The sequence below is a fragment of the Ruminococcus sp. AM42-11 genome, from assembly GCF_003480145.1.
GTDB classification, from domain to species: Bacteria; Bacillota; Clostridia; order Lachnospirales; family Lachnospiraceae; genus Blautia_A; species Blautia_A faecis.
In genome coordinates this window covers 1-24,311 of the sequence record NZ_QUIO01000045.1, presented here as the reverse complement: position 1 = coordinate 24,311, position 24,311 = coordinate 1, and the positions used below count along the sequence as shown (strand labels likewise).

Genomic DNA, 24,311 nt, shown 5'->3' with positions numbered 1-24,311 from the left:
CATCAGTAATTCCTACATTCTTCACTTATTCTTCCAGCAAATCCCTGCACTCTTTCCTCAGCTCATTTTCTTTTTTGCTGTAAAGCAAAAGTTCACAATGTTTAAAATAAGAAGGACAGCCATACTGAGAGATGAAAATACTGCATCTGTCATCTCCTGTCAGTCCGGTTTCAAACAACAGCAATTCCTGCCCTTCCCCAAAGCACTCTTCCAGAAAAGAAAAGGCTTGTTCCAGCATCTTCTTCGTTTCCTCAAGTTTCTCGTTTCGTAATCTGCAAACATTGCCAAACCTTTCGCCGATTTGTTCTATTCCTTCTGCCACGTCAGAAATATGCAGCTCTTTCAACTGGAAAAAATACTCTTCCAGAATTCTGATCTGTTCCTCTTCCCTGGCAGCTTCTTCTGCTGTCAGAAGCTCTGAACAGATTTTCGCATCTAGTGCTTTTCTTCTGGAAGCAACAAACTGTTCCATAGCTTCTACACTGTTCTTTTCCTGCAAAAAAATCTTCAGCAATTTAAGATTTTCGTATAGTTTTTCTGTCTTTTCATCTATTTTCTGAAAAACTGAAATTCTTTCTGTCACAGCTTCAAGAAGCATTTCAGTTACAGTAAAGCGTTCTTCAAAAGATGCTTTTTTTCCCATATCGCAACAAGTCTTCAATTGCCCGGAAATTACATTTCCATCAAGAATTTCCTGTATCTGATAATCAGATTTATACTTCTCATACAGTCTGTAATAACCGGCAAAATCTCTTGCAATTTCCTCTTTTTGAAGGAATTCCCCAATCAGTTCCTCTCCGATTTCCACCTGCAGTTCCTCATAACTTTTCAGTATTTCGGAAAGGTCCTCCCAACCTCTGGCAGTCACAAAAAACTTGCCATCTACTGTATTTTCCACCATATAAAAATTCTCTTTTTTAAAGGAAAGATAGGACAAAATTGCGCCATGTATGCCCTTTTCCCCCGCATATTCCAGCCATACATCTGTATCTGCCTGTATGGAAATCTTTCTTACACGATCCAGCGTAACAATGTCAAATTCCCGGACAGATTTGTTGTATGCAGGCGGATTGCCAGCAGCTACAATAATCCATCCCTGCGGTACCTTATGGGTTCCAAAGGTCTTGTTCTGCAAAAACTGCAGCATAGCCGGGGCCAACGTCTCCGACACGCAATTGATCTCATCTATAAAAAGGATTCCCTCCTTTTTTCCCGTTTGTTCCATGTACTCATACACAGAAGCAATAATTTCACTCATGGTGTATTCTGTTATATCAATTTCCGTACCACCGTAATTCCTGGTGACAATTTTGGGAAGTCCCACTGCACTCTGACGAGTATGATGCGTGATGGTGTAAGCCACCAAGCCCACCTTACATTCGGCTGCAACCTGCTCCATAACTGCAGTTTTCCCGATTCCCGGCGGACCGATCAGAAGGATTGGGCGCTGCCGTACCAAAGGATAGGTATAAACTCCATTCCCGTCCTTTTTCAGATAAGCAGCAAGGGTATGGATAATCTCATTTTTTGCGTCTTTGATATTCATATTTTTGTCCTTTCGCCGATAACCAGTTTATAAGCCAGTCCGGCACGAGTCTCATATTTTCCGTCTTTTTCACAAATACAAAGGCCGTTTCATAATCCGGTTTCTGTCTCGGATAAATCCCATCTCCGTCAGTAAAGTAGATCAAAGCCTTCAGATTCTGCAATTCCCGCTTCTCCTGTTCCTTTCTGATCAGTTCAAAAACAGGCCTGAAATCGGTTCCGCCCCGTCCCTGTATGGTTATCTTCTGCATATATTCTTTCCATTCTTCCTCTGAATGGATCACCTGGTACCACTGAATACAACAGTCACATTGGACAATATATACTTTCATTTTCTTAAAAAAATTCTCCCGGGTGCTGAGGATCTGGTAGGTCTCTCCAAGGAATCTCCGGACCATCTCTCTGGAACAGGAACCAGAGGTATCAATGGCGATCACCAATTCCTCCAGACGATTCACTTCTTTGTACTCCAACGGCTCGATCAGCGGCAGATTTCCATACTGCTTCATTCCAAAATTATAAAAAATATAATCAAAGCTATCCTCATCCAATTGGATTTCTTCCCTGGGAAAAGCAAATTTTCGGAGAAATTTCCGATAATCATATCGGCTTTTGTACAGTTCCTCCAGTTCCTCTTCTTTATTTCCAGAACTTGCTCCGATCCGATGCTTCTGCCGCTCCCTTCCAAGGGTGGTATATGTAAGAATCTTTTCCCACCTGCTCCGTTTTTGTTCCCTTTTCCATGGATTTACACTCCATAGGGAATGATCATCAAAGGAAAAAAGAGATTCCAGCTCTTCAATATTAAAAGGGAGTTTTTCCTGTTTCAGAAGCTGATAAAGTACCTGAGCAGAGCAATTTCTGCCTTTAAAAAATTTAAAAATCTGTCTTCTTTTTTGCAGTTCTTCTGACGAATATTGCCATAAATTTTCCGGAATATTCTGCCAGATCAGAAGCTCCACAGCCAGATCACAGGCCACATTCCATAATCTTGCTTCCATCTTTTTGTCAGAAAAAGGATGCTGATAAAGACAGTGAAACAACATGTGCAGGCAGCCTCTTTTCAGCCTTTCCGGCTTCTCTGCCCAGATATAGATCAGGAATACAGGGTCTGCTATTATCCTCTCACCGTCAGTTCCAATTCCATGGATCCAGGACTGCAAAGAGTTCTCATTTTCCATGCTGTTTGGAGACATTTTTGTCTCCACAACCGCCGAAAGAGCTGCTGATGCATAAGAAAAAAATGGAAATCTTGCACAGATTTCACTCCTGCAGGTATGCAGGATTTTCATTCCCATTTCCTGGTATTGCCTTTTTTTCTTTATGAAACTGCCTGTATTTTCAGACATTTTTCTTTCTTTATTGTCCTGCATAGTTTCGCTTTCTTTCCTGCTAAAGGTCAAATTTTTTCTCTTTATATCCGTATTTCTGATCCTTTAACCTCATCAGCCACACCAGGCTCTCCAGCTTTCGCTCTCTTCTGGCAGTACAGATAAAATTCTCCAGTTCTTCTGCTCCAAACCAGCCAAAACTCTCCAAGAGCTCCATTTTTCCCACGTTCTCTTCCCGGATCAAAGCTTCCATAGCAGGACGGATTCTTCGCTTCAGATACTGACCATAGGCAGTTTTTTTCTCTTCTTCGCACTCATTTGTTAAAAAAAGCCCTTCCAATGCGCAGGCGAGCCGAACTCTCTCCTGTCCTGTTGTCTGGAATTTTTCATACCGCATATCACGCTCTTTTTCCATATATAGTCCCAGCTTTCTTGCAGTTTCCCTGCTTCTTATTATAATCCATCCTTCCTTTTCCCACAATCGTATTTTTCTCATTTGCCACATACGCTCTCTCCTGTTATAATAAAAATACCAGAGCATGTTTGAAAAATCATTCCAGCAAGATGTGCGTCACAATTTGTGGTATATTTTGTAGAAGACCTTTTTCAAACAGGCGCTAAGAACAACAGGAGGTTTCATTAAAATGGAAAAAAAGAACTTGATCGTCGGACAATCCGGCGGACCTACTGCAGTTATCAACAGCAGCCTTTATGGTGTAGTTTCTGAGGGCATAAAACAGGAAGAAATTGGACATGTTTATGGCATGGTAAACGGTATTGAAGGATTTCTGAAGGGCACCATCCTTGACTTTGAAGAAGCACTTCCCGGGGAAAAGCTGGAATATCTTACCTACACTCCAGGCGCTTACCTGGGCTCCTGCCGCTATAAGCTTCCGGAATCTCTGGAAGATCCGGTATACCCAGAGCTTTTCCGCAAATTTGAGGAGATGAATATAGGCTGGTTTTTCTACATCGGCGGCAACGATTCCATGGATACTGTGAGCAAGCTTTCCCGCTACGCAGCCATGATTGGCAGTGACATCCGCATTATCGGAGAGCCGAAGACCATTGACAATGATCTTGTGCATACTGACCACACTCCTGGATTTGGCAGTGCTGCCAGATATGTGGCTTCCACAGTTCGTGAAATCACCCTGGATGCCAATGTTTATGAGAAAAAATCCGTGACCATCGTAGAAATCATGGGACGTCATGCCGGATGGCTCACAGCAGCCAGCGCTCTCGCCCGCAAATATACCGGCGATAACCCGCTTCTTATTTATCTTCCTGAAACAGCCTTCGATACAGAAGAATTTTTGAAAAAAACAGAAGCCTGCTTCGAAAAAAACTGTAATGTTGTTGTCTGCGTTTCCGAAGGCATTCATGATAATAAGGGAACTTTTATCTGCGAATATGACAATTCTGTAGGCACCGATACTTTTGGTCATAAAATGCTGGCAGGCTGCGGTAAATATCTGGAAAACCTGGTGCGAAGCCGACTTGGCGTGAAAGCCCGCTCCATTGAACTGAATGTAAGCCAGCGCTGCAGTGCCTCCATGCTCTCTGACACAGATCGCCAGGAGGCCATTACAGCCGGTATTTTCGGCGTTCAGGCTGCGCTGAAAGGCGAAACTGGAAAAATGGTATCTTTCATCCGTCAGGAGACCTCTAAGGGCGTTTACCAGATGAGATGTGGACTTGAGGATGTCAATGAAATCTGTAATGAGGAGAAAACCGTTCCTCTTTCCTGGATCAGCCAGGACGGTTCTGACGTGACAGAGGATTTCATCCATTATGCACGTCCGCTGATTCAAGGGAATGTAGAACTGCCTATGGGCGAAGACGGACTTCCGGTCTGCGTATACAGAAAATAACGTTACCAGTGGACAGTAACAAAATAACCCCGCCGTTCTGAGTTCAGACCCTGCAGAGAATTTCCCTATACGGTATCATGATTTAAACAGGGCGAAACATATTCTACATGTTTTTCTTGTGGCTCACAAAAAAGAAAAGAACTCCTTTCTCTATAAGATCAGTTAGAGCGTGTTTAAAAAAGGCTCTAACTGATCTTACAGAACAAAGGAGTTCTTACTTTTTTTATTTTTCACACAATCAGCAAAAATCCATGATTTCTTCTGCCTTATTCCTGATCATTTCCAAACATCTTATGATCTTCTTCCAGTTTCTCCTGAACCTGGCTGTCATAAATTTTCTCTTCTTTCTCCTCATCCCTTGACTTGGGCAGGATCAGGTTCAGACAGACTGCTATGATCGTTGCCAGCACAACCGGAGATTTCCCGAAAATGGTAGTCACCCATGCAGGAAGTGTGGCAAGTGCTGCATTTGCCTGGGAAACGCCCACACCAAGTGCTGCAGCCAGACCTACAATGGAGGAATTACGGTAATCCATCTCCGCAGAAGCCACCAGCTTCATACCTGTCATAGCAATAGATGCAAATACGGAAACTGTGGCACCACCCAATACGCACTGGGGAATCGTGGTCAGAAGTGCTGAAAATTTCGGCACAAATCCGGCAATTCCAAGGAACGCAGCTGCCAGTCCCAGAACCCAGCGGTTGATAACCTTGGTCGTGGTAACAATACCAACGTTCTGGCTGTATGTTGCAGTTGGAAGTCCTCCGAACAGGGCTCCAAGAATATTGGTAATACCATAAGCTACAATACCACCCTGAAGCTCTGAATCCTTGGGAGTCCGGTTCATAGCACCGATGGTAGTTGCAGAGTAGTCACCAATTGCCTGAATCGAGTTAATTGCAAAAAGCAGTCCGATGGCTACACATGCAGAAATCTCAAAATGCACTCCGAAGTGCAACGGCTGTGGTACCTGGAACACACTTGCCTTACCCACGCTTGAAAGATCCACCATTCCGAATGGAATGGATACCACATATCCGGCCAGCATACCAATCAGAATAGAAGAAAGCTTCCAGATTCCTTTTCCAAAGTGGTTCAGGACCGTTACCACTGCAAGGGTAAAGAAAGCCACCAGCCAGTTCTGCCAGGAGCCATAATCCGGATTAGAGGTTCCACCAGCCATGTAGTTGATCGCAGTGGGATACAGGGAAAGTCCGATGGTAAATACCACTGTTCCTGTGATCAGAGGTGGAAAAAATACCCTGATCTTTTTTACCATAATTCCCATGATAACGGCAACAACACCGCCTACAATCTGGGCTCCCAAAATGGTGTCGATTCCGTACCCGTCCGCAATGGCCTGCATACTTGGTACATATGCGAAGCTGACACCCATAATGATGGGAAGTCCTGAACCAATCCTGTACTTCTTCCCAATGGGAAAAAGCTGGAGCAAGGTAGACAACGCAGCAACTACCAGAGCTGCCTGAATAAGAATGACCTGATCCTTATTCTCAAGCCCTGCTGCGCCTGCCACAATAATGGCAGGGGTGACACATCCCACGATCATTGCAACAACATGCTGCAACGCAAGAGGAAGGGCTTCCTGTATCCGCGGGATACCATCCGTTTCAAAAATACTGCCTCTCTTCATAATATTTTCCTGCTTTCTTTTGTTTTATACAGTATACCAAATAAGGCGTACAAAAACAATTAGGTTAGCTCAAAATATTTGGATATAATATTCACAAAAAAGTCATCCTTTTTTTGTAAACATTTATCTGTTTCGTTTTTTTATCTTATGCCAGTTCTTTTTTCATGGTTAAAATATTCTGTCCGTCAACATATTCATAAGAAAGCTCATCCATGGTTTTCTTCACCAGGAAAATTCCAAGTCCGCCAATTTCTCTGTCTTCAATGTCCAGTGTAATGTCCGGATCTTTGTTTTCCAGTGGATTATAAGGGATTCCCTGGTCTATGAAAATCAATGTGATTTTCGGCGGATTATCTTCCATTTCAATTTGTATTGTGGCATTTCCGCTGCCCTTCCCATAAGCATAATAAGCAATATTTCCAAATATCTCATCTATGGCAACATCCAGCTGCATCTGAACCTTCAACGGACATTCCTTTTCTTCCAACACTTCATTTACAAATTCCGTAACTTTATCCACATTCTCTATCTTTGCTTCCACTGTAATACTTTTCAAATTTCACAGCTCCTTTCCCATACGCTACCAAGGCTTCTGTTGCCATCCCGCCTGGTAACCATACCTTTTTTCCTGCACTATGTAAAAAAGAATCCTGCACAAAATACAGAATTCCTTTATTAAATGCGCGCTGAACCGGTTCCTCACATGGTAAGTTCTCTGACCACTCCTAAAACCTGCCAGACCTGCAGCGCGTGTCACTCTATTGTTAAAATATCCGTAAACCCTGTAATCTCAAAGACTTCCTTTACAACTTCTCCCACATGGATCAGTTTCATACTTCCTTTTTTATTCATAACCTTCTGCAATTTCAAAAGCACACGCAGACCAGCAGATGAAATGTACTCAAGATCTGCAAAGTCAAGCACCAGTTCCTGTGTATCTTCCAGTTCCTTCTCTGCAAAAACATCCAATTCAGGAGCTGTGGTTGTGTCCAGTCTTCCTGACAGCATTACAGTATCTTTTGTTCCTTCATTTTTCTTTTCAATCTTCAGGCTCATATTCTTCTCCTTTTAAATCGGATTATTTTCACAGCTTTTCTCTTATGTCTATCAATTACTCTGATAAAACATTCTTCGTAAGGTTTTCACCGTATTTTATGGGTTTATTATACAAAGAATCAATATTTTGTGTCAAGTTTTATCAAGGATTTTTATCACGCCAATAACTCAAATGTATGATAAAGATCCATTCTCCCGAATCCCCAGTCCCGATTTGGATACTGCATCCGTTCTTCACGCTCCGCACCTCGTGTAATATAATTTTTCACGCTCGAGCCGGTAAAATAGGGTTGATTCCCACGTATCACCGCCCATTCGAACAAAAGTGCAGCCGCACCGGCAGTCTGAGCGGCAGAAAGGCTGGTGCCGGAGGCATTTCCGTAAAGACCGTTTAACAGGGGTATCCGGATCTGGACACCTGGGGCTGCTACCTGTGGAACTACATTTCCATCCGGCATAAAGCCTCTGCTTGCCTGGACATACAGGCTGTTGTCACGATACTGGTAAGCAGTCACGGTAATACTCTCCAGTGAATCTCCAGGTGCCGTCACTGTATTATAAGGCGATGGTTCCAGAAAATAGGTTTCCTCCGAAATCAGCCCCTGAACCGGCAGCCACATATGAAATCCTACATTCTGCCCATCTCTTCCTCTAACAAAAATACGCCAGATTCCAGGTACCGGCTGGATAAATTGAAAATATACCAGCGTATATCCGGTCTGCCTCTCAATAGAAACATAATTTACCTTCACCCTTGTTTCCACAAAGACAAAAGATAATTCCTGCGTCACCGCCCCCAGTGAAGCGCTGATATCCAGAATTTCCCCTGTAGGAGACTGCAAAGAAAGATTATAAATTTCTGGCGGCTCGCCCCAGAATTCCATGGTAAATCCTGGCTCCTTGTTTCCAACGCGAAGCTCCGCCAATGCCTGGTTTTCTCTCTCTGTAAGGCGGCCTGCGTAATGATGTCTTGCCGCTCCCTCATTTCCAGCTGCAACAGAAACTGAAATCAGCGAATACTGGGAAATATAATCCACATAAAGACTCAGTGGATTTTTCCCGATATGTGCTCCCTGGCTGCTGCCAATTCCAAGGCACAGAGAAAGAGGCATTCTTCTGTCATTCGCAATTCGCACTGCAAAATCCATTCCCATCATAATGTCATTTTCCTGGAAAAGCTCCGCTTCTGCAGGGAAAAGATAGAACTCCCGGAGATATTTTTTCGCAGGCTTCACTTTCACAATGATCAGTATGGCTTCTGGTGCGGCTCCAGAAAAATTCTCCTCAGGAAAATAATTTCCAGCCGCAATAGCAGCCATTCTGGTTCCATGGCCATCCGTATCCACAGAGGGCACAATTTCCAGAGGATTTCCGGAAGCCAGTGCCTGATCAATATCCTTTTTCCAGAAGACACGACCATAAGGCACTTCTTTCCCATCTCCCTCTAAGGTCTGGTCCCAGATGCAAAGGATTCTGCTGCCCATTTCGTTCTGAAAAACCGGATTCCGATAGTCAATTCCGGAATCCACAACCGCAACAGCTGTTCCGCTTCCTTTCAGCTGAAGGTAGGGCTGTTCCTGAAGCCGGGTAATTCCGGAAGCACTAAGGCCTCCAAGATCCATATGCGTATAACATTTTGGAATAGAACTGTAGGAATACGTATTGATATTCCACCTTCCAATTTCTGTCAAGGGTGCATAAACTACCCCGTAAATTCCGTTTATTTTCTGAAAACTAAAACCTGGGACATCGCCCAGGTCTTCCTGAAAATCGTCCATATATTTTACAATAAAATCCGCATACATCTCGTTCTGTGCCGGTGAAACTGACTCCTGCATACTCAAATTGCCCGCGTCTTTATTTCCCATAACTGCCCCTTAAAGCTTTTTCATTTAAGAGTATGCTTTATTTTTCATTTCAATGACTTGAAGCGTGTTTTCTCTGTACCAACATCACAATTCCTGCCAAAAATGTAAAGACCGAAATAAACTGCGACGTAGAAAGCACTCCCACACTTCCTCTTGCCAGATCCCCGCGGAAAAACTCCAGCACAAATCTTCCTGCACTATAAAAAATCAGATACGCCGCCGCTGTCTCTCCATCTTTTTTCTGGCTTCTCAAAATCAGGAGCAGCAAACCATAATGAAGAAAGTCAAGAATACTGGAATAAATCTGCGTAGGAACCAGCGCCACCCCATTTGGTGCAAAAGCAGACGTATGAAACGTAATGGAAAAAGCACCGGACGTTTCTTTTCCGTAACAGCATCCTGCCAGCAGGCACCCAATTCTTCCAAATCCCTGTGCAAGCGCTACAGAAGGCATTAACGTATCAAAAAACTTCAGAAAATCCAGTTTTTTCACCCTGCAATATACATACGCCGTGAAAATTCCACCAACAATTCCACCAAATACCACAAAGCCATCGGTCAGAGTAGCACTCAGGAACCCCGGATTTTCCAGGATACTTTTCCATTCTGTAATCCAATACAGGATCTTGGCGCCCAGGAATCCTCCCACTACGCACCATACCACCAGATAAAAAACGTGTTCATAGGGCAGTTTCCGCTTTTTTGCCCTGTATTCTCCGGTAAAATAAGCTGCCAGAATTCCAATGGCGATCATCAGTCCGTACCCATAGACCGTAAATGGACCAATCCGCAAAAGTTCATTTTTCATAAATTATTCTCTCCACTCAAAACCATTTTTTCCAGAACCTTAAAAGTTCCTTGTTTGCATGATCATTTTTAGGACTTTCCATACTCTTATCCGGATCACATTCCCCGCAGATATCCACCTGCAGGATTTTTCCATTCTCTTTTTCAAAATGAAAGCACAATGCCAGAAGTACTTTCAACATCTCTTCCAAAGTCATATCTCCTTGGCTCCAGGTAGTGGCTGCCTCCTCCGGACAGAGCACATCCTTATCAATGGAAATATACAGCGGTATATTGGCAGGAATTTCCAAGCTTCTGATCAGTTCTTCCTCAGAACCTTTTTTCTCAGCCATATACTGCCTTGCCTCAGCCAGCCTCTCTCTGGACAAAAAATGCACTCTGTCCTTAAAGGGTTCTTCCACCTGCCCGTACGCTTCCTCATCCGGCCCGATCAGCCAGACCTCCTGAAGCTTTTGTACCTCTTCCAGTGCACTTGCAATCCACCCCCCACAGGACAAAAGCCCTCCGAAAGCAGGAAGCTGCATGTCTGTATGATTGTCAAATACCAGCAGGTTGAAGGGCTCCTTCACCCGCCCGATCCCGATTCTGCTCATATAATGATAATTTCCGGAATCAATAAAATAAATTCCGGAGACCGGATATTTTTCCATTCGTTCCAGAATCTGCGCCTGGGCATCTCCATCGCAATAGCAGTTGGTTCCTGAAATATCACTCAGGTCTATCCAGGAAATCTGCTCTCCATCATAGAACTGCTCTTCCTGGTAAATTCCAGAAAAATCCATGATCACAATGTTCCGCTTCAATCCTTCCATTCCTCCAGAATTTCCTCTTCTTCCTGCTTCTGATCCGCCTGCTTTTCCAGATCGGTCTGATCTTCCTGATTTGCCTGTTCTTCCTGATTTGCCTGTTCTTCCAGAGCACCTGTATTTTCAGCACCAGATTCGACTGTCTCAGTGTCAACCTTCTTCGCAGGTTCAAAACCTGAGTCCGGTGTTTCAGCATCTTTCACAGCCACATCAATATCTGTCACTTTATCCTCTTTCTTTCCATCACCAGCTGATCCATCCTGAATCTCTTTTTTCAGCCCGTGTTTCAGAATCAGATAAAAAATAATATCCAGCACTCCGTTCGCTACAAAAATACATCCTGAAATCTGTACGGTCATCCTGATTTCAGAAAATGGATTTACAAGGATCAGCATTCCAAGTCCTATAAAAATCAGACTTTCAACCAGAAATGCCTTCCAAACGCCCTGCCCGCGCTTCTTCAGTTTCATACTGCCGCGCATCATCCAGATGCTGTCCACCAGAATAAAAGCTCCTAGCATAAGAGTCAGCAGTTTCACAACCACAGTTGGATTCATAAACAAAAAGATACCGATCACCAACACGATCACACCGGAAAAAAGATCCAATATGGTAGAATTATCCTTTTCCAGAACAAAGATCAGAATGTGATAAACACCGGCCCCGATCAGAACCAGCCCAAATACCACCTTGCACAGAACATTCACCGTTTCTACAGGCATCAATGCCAGACACAGTCCAAAAAGAATATAAAATACAGATGTTGGAATCTGTCCTCTTAAAATTTTGCTTTTCTTCTCTTCCATCATTTAACCTCCTGTTATCCTCCGGTTCTTTTTGGACAGTATAAACCTTTTCGTGAAATTCGTCCACAAAAAGCCGGAAAAAGAGTATAATTTCCTATATAAAAAATCCATTTTTATACTTGAAGTTTTTCCCTGTGGTATTATAATGAATGTCGAAGGAAAATGAATTATGTCGTAACTGTTCAAACAGGGAACAGTTCCATTATATCTAATTTTTTATCGGAGAATTAAATTTTGAAAAATATAAAAAACAACAAAACCATTCTTGCCGTTATCCCAGCTGTCGTAGTGCTGGCTGCAGGGGTAGCTTTTTTTTGCTCTCGTTCAGGCAATACTGACAAACAATGTCAGGAAACAGTTGAACGTCTTCAGAAGCTTGAAACAGCCGATATCTCCAGTATAGAGGATGCGATCCGTGCACTTTCCGAGAAAGAAAAGCCCACCGGATCGGACTCAGAGGAGGGTGTTCTTGGCGATATTCTCACAGATGTACAAATTAAACAGGCATTTCAGGGAACTGTTATTGTAGGAGACTCTATTACAGAATCAATTGCAGAATATGGTTTTCTTGACACCAGTATTGTAGTTGCCAAGCTGGGACTTCGTATTGACGATGCAGATGACCAGATCAATACCGCCATCAGTCTGAATCCAAGCGTATTTTTCCTGTCCTTTGGAGCAAATGACCTGGAAATTTACAATGGTGATTCCTCTGCTTTTATTGACGCCTACCGTGTGAAAGTGAAACAGATCCAGAACGCACTTCCTGATACTGCCATTTACATCAACAGCATTCTTCCCATCCAGCAAAGCGCCATTGACCAAAATCCTGCTCTTGCTTATTATGACAGCTTTAATCAGGCACTCAGGGACTTTTGTGACGAAATGGGATGCACTTTTATAGACGATACATTCCTTGTAGACGAAAGCATGTATGAGCCGGATGGTGAGCATATGGTTTACAATTACTACCCCAAATGGCTTACTTATATGGCAGAAAGGGCAGGTCTCGTATGAAGCTGAATACCAAACGAAATATCCTCTCAGATTTTTCTGGCAAACTGAGCGGCAATCTGAAGAAAAATAAACATCAGGGAACCAGCATCCTTTCTGATTTCAAGCTTACCGGTTCCCTTATCTTAAAATCCGTCATGGTAATTTTCCTGGTTGTCTATCTGGGACGCCTCTATGTGTCCGACTACGCAGCAGACGTATCCATGGACAAAATATCTGCTGCCCTTGAACAGGTTTCCGGTGTAACGGACCTTAGTGAGCCAGGGGTTTCCGGTCTTCGCCGTTTTTATCAGATAGATGAGAATGACATAGACAGCTACTTTTTCCGTAAAGCAGCCTCCCCGATGTCTGTAGACGAAGTTCTGGTAGTTAAGGCTAATTCTTCTTCTGAGGCAAGCGCCTATTTAGAAGCAGCTCAGGCTCATCTTGAAAGTCAGAAGAACATTTTCGAAGGCTATGGAACTGATCAGATGGCACTTCTCGGAGAAGCTTCTGTAGAAAAGCGCGGTGCCTATGTCTGGTATTTCTGCGGTGAAAACGCCCAGGAACTTCGCCAGGCTTTATTATCCATGATATAGGAGAATTGACGTTATGGTATTTAACAGTGTAATTTTTATATTTTGTTTTCTTCCCATATTTCTGCTGATCTACTATTTCGTGCCGGCCAGGGCCCGTAATCCGGTACTTTTCGCAGGGAGCCTTTTCTTTTATGCATGGGGAGATCCTACTTATCTGGTTCTTATGCTGTTTTCCAGCTTTTTCAATTATTACATGGGCAAAGAGCTTGGGAAAATTACCGATGAAGATCCATCCCGCAAGCGAAACCTTATTTTCGCAGTAGTGATCAACCTTCTGATCCTGGGATTTTTCAAATACTGGGGATTTTTTCTTGATACCATCAGCGGTATCACAGGACTGAAGCTTACTTATCCGCAGCTTGCATTGCCCATCGGACTTTCTTTCTATACCTTTAAGAACCTGTCCTACATCCTGGACATCTATATGGGAAAAACAGAACCCTGTAAAGGATTTTTTCCATATGCCGTATACAGCACCATGTTTCCGCACATGACTGCCGGACCCATTGTCCGGTATACTGACATTTCGGAATCCATCAGCCGCCGCAGTATAAACACAACGCGCCTCGGTGCAGGTGCAGAGCTATTTATCAAGGGTCTTTCCAAGAAGGTTCTCCTTGCAGACAATCTTTCTGCTCTGTACACCACCCTTCAGGCTTCCGGTACTACCTCCTTTGTGGGAACCTGGCTTGCCATTGGCGCATATACACTGGAGCTGTATTTCGATTTCAGCGGATATTCCGATATGGCCATCGGTCTTGGACAAATGCTGGGGTTCAATTTCAACAAGAACTTTGATTATCCTTACATCTCCACCAGCGTCTCTGAATTCTGGCGCCGCTGGCATATTTCTCTCGGAAGCTGGTTCCGTGATTACATCTACATCCCACTGGGAGGCAACCGTGTTTCCACAGGCCGACACATCCGCAACATCCTTGTGGTATGGGCACTCACCGGTCTCTGGCATGGCGCCAGCTGGAACTTTGTGTTCTGGGGTGTTTACTACGGTCTCCTTCTTCTGGCAGAGAAATTCCTTCTTGGACGTTTTCTTGAGAAAGCACCCGTCTGGCTTCGCAATTTATATACCATGTTTGCCGTGATCATCGGCTGGGTATTTTTCAGCCAGACCACACCTGCAGCCATAGGAAAAATGCTGGGAGCCATGTTTGGATTGGGAGCTTCCTGCTTCGCAGACCGCGCCTCCCTGTATGCACTGAAATCCGGACTGATCCTGATGATCATTTCCGTGATCAGCTGCCGTCCGGGGCTTTACCAGTATTTCAAGCGCCTTGCAAGACGCAATACTTACCTTGCCGCAGTGATAAACGCAATCCTGTTTTTCCTCTGTATTGCGTATATGATCTACAGTTCCTACACACCATTTATGTATCAGCAGTTCTAGAGTAAATTTGAAAAAGCCCTGAACTGGTACCATATTAATTGGAGGACCCATGAAAAAGAAACCAAACGGATACCGCTATTTTTGTCACCTGACCGGATGCCTTTTCGGAATCTTCATCCTGGCAGTACTGATAATCAATTTTTTAGTTCCGGACCGGGGCTTTTCCCAGAAGGAAAACCGTGTGCTGGCCTCCCGTCCGGCCATCAGCGTTTCACAGCTCACATCCGGCAAATTTGCGGATGGTTATGAAACCTATGTAAATGACCAGTTTTTCCTTCGTGACTGGTGGATCACACTGCGCGCCACAGCCCAGCGTATCCTTGGAAATACGGAGGAAAACGGCGTTTTTCTTGGCAAAAACGGTTACCTGATGGAGGATTTTACAGCACCCTCCCAGGAGCGTCTGAACCGTACCGTAAACGCTATGACAGATTTTGCAGCAAGGCATTCTGATCTCCCCCAGTATGCGCTGATCGCGCCAAATGCCGTGAATATCCTTTCAGATAAGCTCCCTGCCCTGGCTGCTGCCACTGACCAGAATCCTTATCTGAACGCAACTGCCGCTGCTCTTGAAAAGGCAGGTGTCACTTTCGTGGATGTGCGTGACACCCTTTCCCAGCACAAGGATGACGGAATTTATTACCACACAGACCATCACTGGACTACTCAGGGAGCTTACTTTGCTTATATGCAGCTTGCAAAGGTACTTGGAATCGATTCTTCTTCCATCTCCTACGACAAGCTCCCGGTTTCCATGAGCTTCCAGGGAACCCTTTCCGCCAAAAGCGGTTTCCGTGCTTCTGAGAAAGAAGAAATGGATGTCTTTCTTCCAAGAGATGACTCGGTTCCTTCCTCTGTTGTAAATTATGTAGACGAACAGAAAAAAACAGCCAGCTTTTACGATACCAGCAAGCTGGAAACCAGAGACAAATACGCCATGTTCTTTAACGGAAACCATGGCAAGGTTGTGATCACCACCCCTACAGAGGAAAACCGTACCTTACTTGTGATCAAAGACTCCTACGCAAACAGCCTGATACCTTTCCTGGCGCCTTACTACCGCAAGATTGTTATGGTAGACCCTCGTTATTTCTATGACGATCTGGAAGAACTGATGCAGGTAGAGGAAATTCAGGAAGTACTTTATCTGTATAATGCAAATACATTCTATTCAGATACTTCCCTGGAGCTTGCACTTATGCCTCAGAGCAGTACAGATTCCACACCTGACAGCATTGAAACGGATAACACAGATACTGCTTCTTCTGACAACGCTTCTGCTGACAATCCAGAAGCTTAAAGCGTATCTGAAAAAGGCTTTCTGCAAGATGTGCGTCACAATTTGTGGGAATGATTTTTCAGACATACTTTAGTCTTATTTCCTTCTGCCAGACAGGCAGGAGGATTTTTTTTCCAAATTTCATTGTACAACTCATGCAAATTCGCTATAATTACTTTATTAAGCAGCTATTTTCTGCAAGGTGTTTTTTGGAACGCAGTTCGCAGAAATCCCAATAAAACAGAATCCTGCAAGCAGGATTCTCCGCCTGCGGCTGGTCGCCTCCAGCGACATCCAGCGCATATTTGAAAAAGGCTTTCCGCTGCAGTGCGAAGCGGGTAACTGTGAAGGTACTGGACAGTTACCTTTATTAAACATTTAGGAGCGAAATTATGAAAATAGTATTAGAACATCTCACAAAGCAGTTTCCGCCCCGTGGAAGAAAGGCTCAGGAGCCGGTCACAGCTGTAAGCGATTTCAATTTCGAAATTCCTGACGGTCAGCTGATCGGACTTCTAGGTCCCTCCGGCTGCGGGAAAAGTACTACCCTGAATATGATCTGCGGTCTGGAGAAACCAACCAGCGGCAGAATCCTTTTCGGCGATGATGATGTGACTTCATTTCCCCCAGAGCGGCGCGGCGTTGGTATGGTATTTCAGAATTATGCACTTTACCCCCACCTCACAGTGAAGCAGAACATCCTCTTTCCTCTTCAGAATCTGAAAGGAAAGGACAAGCTTTCCAGATCCCAGATGGATGAGCGGGCTCAGAATGCAGCCCGTCTGGTGCAGATCACAGAGCTTATGGACCGACGTCCTTCCGAGCTCTCCGGCGGTCAGCAGCAGCGCGTAGCCATTGCCCGTGCACTTGTAAAAATGCCCCGCGTACTGCTTCTCGACGAACCACTCTCCAACCTGGATGCCAGACTCCGCCTCCAGACCCGGGAAGAGATCCGCAAGATCCAGCGGGCAACAAAGATCACAACTGTCTTTGTCACCCATGACCAGGAGGAGGCCATGAGCATTTCCGACATGATCGTAGTCATGAAGGATGGTGTGGTACAACAGATCGGGAAGCCACAGGACGTTTACGACAGCCCTGTAAATCTGTTTGTTGCCAAATTCCTTGGTACCCCTCCCATCAATGTATTTGAGGGGCAAATCCGTGGCGGAAGCCTTTACATTGGTGAAAATGCAGTTCTTCTCACACCTGGGATCTCCGACCAGCCGGTTTCTGTGGGAATCCGTCCGGAGGGATTTATCCCCGATGAGAAGGGAGCGCTCTGCTGCCAGCTTGGAGGCATGGAAGTAATGGGACGTGACATCTCTGTTGTCTCCACCCATGCATCCTCCGTAAATCCTGTGATCCGCTCCATCATCAGCTCTGACATCCAGATCCGGCTTGATGCAAAAACCATCCGTTTTTCTATCAAGCCAAACAAGATCTTCCTGTTCCGGCATGATAACGGTGAACGAATCAACCTTTAAAGGGAGGCTCCTATGAACAAACGAAACTTCAAAGGCTGGCTGTACCTTCTGCCGGCTATGCTTTTTCTGGGTATTTTCATGGTCTACCCTCTTATCGATGTTTTTATCTATTCCTTTGAAGAGGGCTATAATTCCGCTTCCCAGACTTACTATGGGACAGGTATGTACAACTATTCCTACGTCCTTCATGACCCATATTTTCTCCAGGCGATCCGGAATACCTTTATCCTGGTTGTGATCACAGTGCCCCTTTCCACTTTGCTGGCACTTCTGATTTCCGTTGCCTTAAGTTCTGTGAAGGCTCTGAAAAAACTTTTCCAGACCATTTACTTTCTGCCATATGTAACCAACACACTGGCCGTTGGACTGGTATTCATGATTCTTTTCAAAAAAACCGCTTATTCCGACGGACTGATAAACCTGGTGCTGAAGCTGTTTGGACAGGGACCTGTAGATTTTATTGACGGACCATACTGGGCGAAGATGCTGGTATTATGTATTTATACCATCTGGATCGTTATGCCATTTAAGGTACTGATCCTTACCAGTGCCCTGGCTTCTGTAAACCAGAATTATTACAATGCAGCCCGGGTAGACGGTACCTCCAGATTCCGTATTTTTATCCGGATCACCCTACCGATGATCTCTCCCACTGTTTTCTATCTGATCATCACTGGTTTTATCGGTGCATTCAAGGCTTACAGCGATGCAGTTGCCCTTTTTGGCACAGACTTAAACGCAGCTGGCATGAACACCATCGTAGGTTATGTTTACGACATGCTTTACGGAAATGGCGGCGGCTACCCGTCCTATGCCTCAGCAGCAGCGATCCTGCTGTTTGTTATTGTTTTGACAATCACCTGCATAAACCTGCTTGTAAGCAAAAAACATGTATACTACTCGTAACGGTGAAGGTTCATCCTCTTTATCTGAAAGGTATTTTCGGGCAAAATCTCTCACAAATTGTGACGTACATTTTACAGAAAGCCTTTTTCAAACACGCTCTAGTACATCGTTTCGTAAATAACTACACCAATCGCGTAGGATGTGGATTCGAGTGTGCAGGCATAAAAACGCAGGCGTAGCGGCTACGCCGAGACTTTTATGCCTGTGCAATCGGATTCACAGACAAGTGAGTGGTATAGTTATTTCGAAAACGATGTACTAGTCTTCATAAAGGAGAAAACATGGAAAAAGATACCACTCAGTTTACAAAATCGGAGCATACTGCCGCCAGACGGCATTCCCTGGGAAACATCCTTGTCTACCTGCTGCTTACCATCTGGGCTCTGGTCGTACTGTTTCCTTTTTACTGGATGCTTCTTACCTCTGTAAAAAGCTACAGTTCCTACAACGCAGAGCACATTCCCACCTTCTTTACACTGACGCCCACCCTGCAGAATTATGCAGATGCCTTTACAGCAGTGCCCCTGGGAAAATATCTGCTGAACACACTGATTTTCACAGTTGCCACCACTGCTATTATGATGGTTGTGATCACACTGTCCGCCTTTGCTTTCGCAAGGCTTGAATTCAGAGGGAAAAATCTGGCTTTCACTTTATTCCTTTCCCTGATGATGATTCCAAACGAACTTGTGATCATTACCAATTTTGTGACCATCACCAACCTGGATATGCGGAACACCTTCCTTGGGCTGATCCTGCCATCTGTCACCTCTGTATTTTATATTTATCTTCTGAAAGAGAATTTCGAACAGGTACCGGATGAGCTTTACCGTGCAGCCAAAGTGGACGGAACCTCAGATCTGAAATACCTTTGCAAGGTGATGATTCCCATCTGTAAGCCTACCATGGTCACCATTGCTATCCTGAAGGTAATCGAATGCTGGAATTCCTACATTTGGCCAAGACTGATCACCGATGACCAGAACTACTATCTGGTTTCCAACGGAATCCAGGAGATTCGCGAAAACGGTTTCGGTCGTGAAAATGTCCCTGCTATGATGGCGGCGGTAGTTGTGATTTCCCTGCCCCTGATCATTTTGTTCCTGCTTTTCAGAAACAAGATTATGTCAGGAGTTTCAAGAGGAGGTACAAAAGGATGAGACTATTCAGACAAAAACATCCTGGAGCGTTCCACAAAAAGCCCTTCCTGCTTTTTTCCCTGGCTGCCCTTTCTTCTGTGACTCTGCTTACAGGCTGTCATGGCGCGAAGGACCAAAGTGCCTTTACCATTCCCGGGGAATTTGACACCTCCAGAGATTACGAGATCACTTTCTGGGCCAAAAACGACACAAACAAAACCCAGACCGAAATCTATAAAAAGGCAATATCCGATTTTGAAGCCCTGTACCCCAATATCACCGTAGATCTTCGGCTTTACACGGACTACGGCAAAATCTACAACGATGTAATCACCAACATCGCCACAGGCACCACTCCGAACGTATGTATCACCTACCCGGACCATATTGCCACCTACCTTACGGGAAACGATACCGTTGTCCCTCTGGACGATCTGATGGCAGATTCCAGCTACGGACTTGGCGGTGATAAGCTTGAATTCGCCTCAGTGAAAAAAGATGAGATCATTCCCCGTTTTTTACAGGAGTGTTCTTTTTCCGGTCACTATTATGCACTGCCTTTCATGCGCTCCACAGAAGCCTGCTATGTAAATAAAACCTATGTGGAAAAGCTTGGATACACCCTTCCAGAAACCCTCACATGGGATTTTGTGTGGGAAGTAAGTGAAGCCGCTATGGCGCAAAATGCAGATGGAACCTACAAGGTCAACGATCAGAATGTGCTGATTCCATTTATTGACAAGTCCACAGACAATATGATGATTGAAATGCTAAAGCAGAAAAATGCAGGATATTCCACTGACAGCGGAGAGATCCAGCTTTTTAACGACACCACGGCAAGTCTGCTGGATACCATCGCGGAGCATGTAAAAACCGGTGCTTTTTCCACTTTTAAAATTTCCAGTTATCCGGCTAACTTCCTGAATGCAGGGCAATGTATCTTTGCCATTGATTCCACAGCAGGCTCCACCTGGATGGGTACAAATGCCCCTCTTGTGGACATCAGTTCTGATGCTCTGGTGGATTTTGAAACAGAGGTTATGACCATTCCACAGTTTGATCCGGATAACCCGCAGATGATTTCACAGGGACCTTCTGTATGTATCTTCAATAAGAAAGACCCTCAGGAAGTGCTGGCCTCCTGGCTCTTTACACAGTATCTGCTCACAAATGACGTACAGACCGCTTATTCTGAAACGGAAGGTTATGTGCCGGTTACCAGCAAAGCCCAGGAATCCGACCAGTATCAGGATTATCTTTCCAGGGAAGGGGAAGACAATTCCACTTACTACGATGTAAAAATAAAAGCGTCCAGGCTGCTCCTTGACAATGTAGAGCACACTTTTGTTACCCCTGTATTTAACGGCTCCGCTTCTTTACGTGATGCTGCAGGACAGCTGATTGAAAGCGTGACCAAATCTGTCCGAAGAAAACAGGAGATTGATGATGCCTATATTGATAAACTTTACAGCGATGTTACCTCCCTGTATCACCTGGATCAGATTTCCTCTGATCAGTCCTCAGGGAAAAAAGAGCTTGGACCTCTTCCCGCAGAATCCAGAATTCTTCTTGGAAGTCTGGCAGTAGTCTGGGGTCTGATTCTTCTTTATCTTTTACTTGAACGATTAAAGAAGAAAAAAGGTTACTGTTCACTTCGTTCACAGTAACGCGCTTCGCGATGCACAGAAATCATGCATTCGCATGATTTCGCGCCGCAATTCTCGGGTTTTCTGTGAACTTTGTTCACAAAAAACGCCTCGCGGAACGTTACCAGTGAACAGTAACGAAAAAAGCGTAATATTTAAGCTTGATTTCCCCATAATTTTGTTTATAATAAAAGTGATTGTGTACAATCGTTTTTGACAGATGACTTTACACTCACCTTGTCAGACATCTGAATTTACGTACCCAGAAAGGAGATACTATGAAAAAAAGACTTGTATTACTGATGGCGCTCTCTCTTACATTTGCATTCCCGGCAGCTGTTATGGCTGAGGATACCACTGCTGCAGAGGAAACTGCTGATGACACAGAAGCAGCTGACAGCACTGCAGAAGATGCAGATGTGAAATCCGAAGGTGTTATGACCCATGACGAATACCTTGCAGCAGCTGTTGATGACGAAGTTACCATCGAGACCTATGTACAGGCAAAGCAGTCCTGGTGGGAAGATAAAGCTACCTTCTATACCCAGGACAAAGATGGTGCATACTTCATTTATAATATGCCATGCTCCGAAGAAGACTATGAGAAGCTGGTTCCGGGAACCAAGATCAAAGTAACCGGATATAAGGCAGAATGGTCTGGCGAGATTGAGGTTGCAGATGTTTCCTCTTTCGAGATTGAGGATGGCGAATACATCGCAGAGCCGCTTGATGTAACAGATCTTCTTGGTAAGGACGAGCTGATTGATCATCAGAACGAGCTGGTATCTTTCAAGGGAATGACCGTAGAAGCTGCCGGACAGGATGCTGACGGAAACGATGTAGCTTACCTTTACAATTACGATGGATCCGGTTCTGAGGGAGATGACCTTTACTTCAACGTTTCCCTTAACGGCGAAACCTATACTTTCACAGTAGAGTCTTATCTCTGTGACAAAGACAGCGATGTTTACAAAGCCGTAGAAGCTCTGAACATTGGCGATAAGATCAATATGGAAGGCTTCCTGTACTGGTATGAGGGCGTAAACCCGCACATTACATCTGTTACAGCAGCTGAATAATTTCACATAATTCCAGACAAAAAACACCCGGGCACAGCTTTCTTTATGAAGCACATATGCCCGGGATTTTTTATCCGATTTTTGTATTCCTGTATACATGTACCCAATATATAATTTCCACCACTGCCGTAATTCCCCATGAGAAAATATACAGCAGATATAAAGACGGAATCGTCTTAAAGTAGGCAAACACCGTATTTACCCATACCATTCGGAAAATACAGGATCCTATAATTACAATAACCGTAGGAATAACACTCTTTCCAAGAGCACGGGAAGCTGCAATGGCACTGTCCATAAATGCAGAAAATCCATAACTGAAACCCATAATCGTAAGTCTTTTCATTCCGGCATCCACAACCGCAGGATCATTGGTAAAAAGTCCCAGGAACTGTCTGCCGAAGATAACCAGTGCAATACCACCTATGGTTCCAATTCCAAAGGAATAAGCCAGGCTGACCAGATAACTGTTTCGCACTCTTTTTCTTTTCCCTGCACCGTAATTCTGCCCCATAAAGCTTCCGCAGGCTGTATAAAAAGCAGCCATGGAGTCATACAAAAGAGCATCCGCATTTGCCGCAGCGGAATTACCTGCCACCATCGTAGCATCAAAGGTATTAACGCCAGCCTGGATAAACAGATTTGCCACCTGAAAAATACCGTTTTGCAATCCTGCCGGAAGACCGATCTGGATGAGGTATCCTGCCATTCTCTTGTCAAACCTCAGTTTGGAAAGACGAAGTGCATAATCCCCGCCCACTTTTACCAGAGCCCGGAGGATTAGAAACGCAGATAAATACTGGGAAATAATACTTGCAGCTGCAACACCTGCCACATCCATTTTACAGACAATTACAAAAAACAGATTCAATACTATATTTACAATACCAGCTGCACCCAGATAATACAAAGGCTTCTTCGTATCTCCAAAAGCACTGCACACCGCATTACCAAAATTATAAAGAGCCATTGCCGGCATTCCCAGAAAATAGATTCTTATATACAGTACTGCACCATCCAGAAGTTCTTCCTTGGTATTCAACAGCTCCAGAATTCCTTTTGAAAAGAGCAGTCCAAAGATCAGTACGATCATCCCCGCAGCCATACTTACCAAAAGAGCCGTATGTATCGTCTTGATCGTACTTTCTTTATCCTTCGCTCCGAAAAATCTTGCCACCAGAACATTGGTACCGCCGCCCATACCGATCAGAAAGCCCGTAAAAAGAGTTACAAGCGTAGTAGTGGATCCCACTGCCCCCAATGATAAAGAGCCCGCAAACTGACCAATAACCGCGATATCCGCCATATTAAACAACACCTGCAAAAAGTTGGTCAGCACCAGAGGGATACTGAAAAACAGCATTTTCCCCCAGATAGAGCCTGTGGTCAGGTCCTGTCTGTCCTCTTTCATTTCAATTCTTCTCCTTCGTCAAATCCAAAATTTCTTCCGGCAGTACACCTCGAAACTGTTCAGAACTTTCAATGCAACTCGCACCCCTTCAGATCAAGCCCAACCTATTTTGCACCGGAATTTTGTGCGCAAATAAAGCTCTTGAATAAATCAAGAGCTTTAAGAGGTGCCACCCAGATTTGAACTGGGGATAGAGGTGTTGCAGACCTTTGCCTTACCACTTGGCTATGGCACCATATTATTTAGTTCTTCGCCGAAGCGAATGACTCCAAGGGGATTTGAACCCCTGTTACCGCCGTGAAAGGGCGGTGTCTTAACCGCTTGACCATGGAGCCTTATCAAATCGGGCTTCATGCTCCGATTAAACTCCCCCTGTTGGACTCGAACCAACGACACTTCGGTTAACAGCCGAATGCTCTACCGACTGAGCTAAGGAGGAATATAAAGGTTTGCACCTTCAAAACTACATACATGTTACATCCTTGTGGAATATTTGTCAAGAATCTTTTTCAAAACCTTGCGATTGTTGGTCAAGCCCTCACCCTATTAGTAACAGTCAGCTCCGTGCATTACTGCACTTCCACCCCTGCCCTATCTACCTCGTCGTCTTCAAGGGGGTTTA

The 24,311-nt window shown here is 44.5% G+C and carries 21 protein-coding genes, 3 tRNA genes and 1 rRNA gene; 10 read left to right on the top strand and 15 right to left on the bottom strand.

Features of this window, described 5'->3' with window-relative positions:
* Nucleotides 1–25: 25 nt before the first annotated feature.
* The 3 genes from DW904_RS19140 to DW904_RS19130 form a co-directional block, all read right to left on the bottom strand.
* Nucleotides 26–1,546: an AAA family ATPase gene (locus DW904_RS19140; protein WP_118583674.1), complete on the bottom strand. Its 1,521-nt coding sequence runs from the start codon at nt 1,544–1,546 to the stop codon at nt 26–28.
* Nucleotides 1,521–2,837 (bottom strand): VWA-like domain-containing protein, encoded by a 1,317-nt coding sequence (locus DW904_RS19135; RefSeq protein ID WP_243110497.1) that lies wholly within the window; start codon nt 2,835–2,837, stop codon nt 1,521–1,523. Before DW904_RS19135 ends, DW904_RS19140 begins: the two co-directional genes overlap by 26 nt.
* Before the next feature lie 100 nt (nt 2,838–2,937).
* Nucleotides 2,938–3,381, bottom strand: a complete 444-nt coding sequence (locus DW904_RS19130; protein ID WP_147422347.1) for a hypothetical protein — start codon at nt 3,379–3,381, stop codon at nt 2,938–2,940.
* A gap of 139 nt (nt 3,382–3,520) precedes the next feature.
* Here DW904_RS19130 and DW904_RS19125 point away from each other — a divergent pair, with 139 nt between their 5' ends.
* Entirely contained in the window at nt 3,521–4,750 is a 1,230-nt protein-coding gene (locus DW904_RS19125) for a 6-phosphofructokinase (RefSeq protein WP_118583670.1), read from the top strand.
* A gap of 266 nt (nt 4,751–5,016) precedes the next feature.
* On the opposite strand, the gene DW904_RS19120 is transcribed toward DW904_RS19125, so the two are convergent.
* The 7 genes from DW904_RS19120 to DW904_RS19090 form a co-directional block, all read right to left on the bottom strand.
* On the bottom strand, nt 5,017–6,405 hold the full coding sequence (locus DW904_RS19120) for a nucleobase:cation symporter-2 family protein (RefSeq protein ID WP_118583668.1): 1,389 nt from the start codon (nt 6,403–6,405) through the stop codon (nt 5,017–5,019).
* Nucleotides 6,406–6,550: 145 nt separating this feature from the next.
* Nucleotides 6,551–6,961 (bottom strand): ATP-binding protein, encoded by a 411-nt coding sequence (locus DW904_RS19115; protein WP_118583666.1) that lies wholly within the window; start codon nt 6,959–6,961, stop codon nt 6,551–6,553.
* Between the two features lie 197 nt (nt 6,962–7,158).
* Entirely contained in the window at nt 7,159–7,461 is a 303-nt protein-coding gene (locus DW904_RS19110; RefSeq protein WP_173718860.1) for an STAS domain-containing protein, read from the bottom strand.
* A gap of 155 nt (nt 7,462–7,616) precedes the next feature.
* Nucleotides 7,617–9,329, bottom strand: coding sequence for a S8 family peptidase (locus DW904_RS19105; RefSeq protein ID WP_118583664.1), 1,713 nt, complete (start codon nt 9,327–9,329; stop codon nt 7,617–7,619).
* Between the two features lie 49 nt (nt 9,330–9,378).
* Nucleotides 9,379–10,137 (bottom strand): prolipoprotein diacylglyceryl transferase, encoded by a 759-nt coding sequence (locus DW904_RS19100; protein ID WP_118583663.1) that lies wholly within the window; start codon nt 10,135–10,137, stop codon nt 9,379–9,381.
* Nucleotides 10,138–10,153: 16 nt separating this feature from the next.
* A complete protein-coding gene (locus tag DW904_RS19095; RefSeq protein WP_118583661.1) occupies nt 10,154–10,948 on the bottom strand; it encodes an arginase family protein in 795 nt (264 codons plus the stop codon).
* Nucleotides 10,936–11,751 carry a DUF308 domain-containing protein gene (locus DW904_RS19090; protein WP_118583659.1) on the bottom strand — a complete coding sequence of 272 codons (816 nt, stop codon included), beginning with the start codon at nt 11,749–11,751 and terminating at the stop codon, nt 10,936–10,938. Before DW904_RS19090 ends, DW904_RS19095 begins: the two co-directional genes overlap by 13 nt.
* A gap of 231 nt (nt 11,752–11,982) precedes the next feature.
* On the opposite strand from DW904_RS19090, the gene DW904_RS19085 reads away from it, so the two are divergent.
* From DW904_RS19085 to DW904_RS19040, 9 genes are all read left to right on the top strand, one after another.
* Nucleotides 11,983–12,765, top strand: a complete 783-nt coding sequence (locus tag DW904_RS19085) for a GDSL-type esterase/lipase family protein (RefSeq protein WP_118583657.1) — start codon at nt 11,983–11,985, stop codon at nt 12,763–12,765.
* Entirely contained in the window at nt 12,762–13,340 is a 579-nt protein-coding gene (locus DW904_RS19080; RefSeq protein ID WP_226840943.1) for a DUF4358 domain-containing protein, read from the top strand. The genes DW904_RS19085 and DW904_RS19080 overlap by 4 nt, the downstream gene beginning before the upstream one ends.
* Before the next feature lie 13 nt (nt 13,341–13,353).
* The gene (locus tag DW904_RS19075) at nt 13,354–14,742 is read left to right on the top strand and encodes an MBOAT family O-acyltransferase (RefSeq protein ID WP_118583655.1); all 1,389 of its coding nucleotides are present in this window, start codon (nt 13,354–13,356) and stop codon (nt 14,740–14,742) included.
* Nucleotides 14,743–14,791: 49 nt separating this feature from the next.
* The gene (locus tag DW904_RS19070; protein ID WP_118583653.1) at nt 14,792–16,042 is read left to right on the top strand and encodes a DHHW family protein; all 1,251 of its coding nucleotides are present in this window, start codon (nt 14,792–14,794) and stop codon (nt 16,040–16,042) included.
* Nucleotides 16,043–16,413: 371 nt separating this feature from the next.
* Nucleotides 16,414–17,508: an ABC transporter ATP-binding protein gene (locus DW904_RS19060; protein ID WP_118583649.1), complete on the top strand. Its 1,095-nt coding sequence runs from the start codon at nt 16,414–16,416 to the stop codon at nt 17,506–17,508.
* Nucleotides 17,509–17,520: 12 nt separating this feature from the next.
* A complete protein-coding gene (locus DW904_RS19055; RefSeq protein ID WP_118583647.1) occupies nt 17,521–18,414 on the top strand; it encodes a sugar ABC transporter permease in 894 nt (297 codons plus the stop codon).
* 281 nt (nt 18,415–18,695) lie between these two features.
* Nucleotides 18,696–19,574 carry a carbohydrate ABC transporter permease gene (locus tag DW904_RS19050; protein WP_118583645.1) on the top strand — a complete coding sequence of 293 codons (879 nt, stop codon included), beginning with the start codon at nt 18,696–18,698 and terminating at the stop codon, nt 19,572–19,574.
* Nucleotides 19,571–21,220, top strand: coding sequence for an extracellular solute-binding protein (locus tag DW904_RS19045; RefSeq protein WP_118583643.1), 1,650 nt, complete (start codon nt 19,571–19,573; stop codon nt 21,218–21,220). Before DW904_RS19050 ends, DW904_RS19045 begins: the two co-directional genes overlap by 4 nt.
* Before the next feature lie 257 nt (nt 21,221–21,477).
* On the top strand, nt 21,478–22,278 hold the full coding sequence (locus tag DW904_RS19040) for a hypothetical protein (protein ID WP_118583641.1): 801 nt from the start codon (nt 21,478–21,480) through the stop codon (nt 22,276–22,278).
* A 70-nt stretch (nt 22,279–22,348) separates the two neighbouring features.
* On the opposite strand, the gene DW904_RS19035 is transcribed toward DW904_RS19040, so the two are convergent.
* From DW904_RS19035 to DW904_RS23290, 5 genes are all read right to left on the bottom strand, one after another.
* Complete coding sequence (locus DW904_RS19035; protein ID WP_118583639.1) at nt 22,349–23,689, bottom strand: MATE family efflux transporter; 1,341 nt, start codon at nt 23,687–23,689, stop codon at nt 22,349–22,351.
* 164 nt (nt 23,690–23,853) lie between these two features.
* Nucleotides 23,854–23,924: transfer RNA gene (locus DW904_RS19030), tRNA-Cys, on the bottom strand.
* A 28-nt stretch (nt 23,925–23,952) separates the two neighbouring features.
* Nucleotides 23,953–24,024: transfer RNA gene (locus DW904_RS19025), tRNA-Glu, on the bottom strand.
* A gap of 31 nt (nt 24,025–24,055) precedes the next feature.
* Nucleotides 24,056–24,128 (bottom strand) — tRNA-Asn (locus DW904_RS19020).
* Nucleotides 24,129–24,215: 87 nt separating this feature from the next.
* A 23S ribosomal RNA gene (locus tag DW904_RS23290) occupies nt 24,216–24,311 on the bottom strand; the annotation flags it as partial.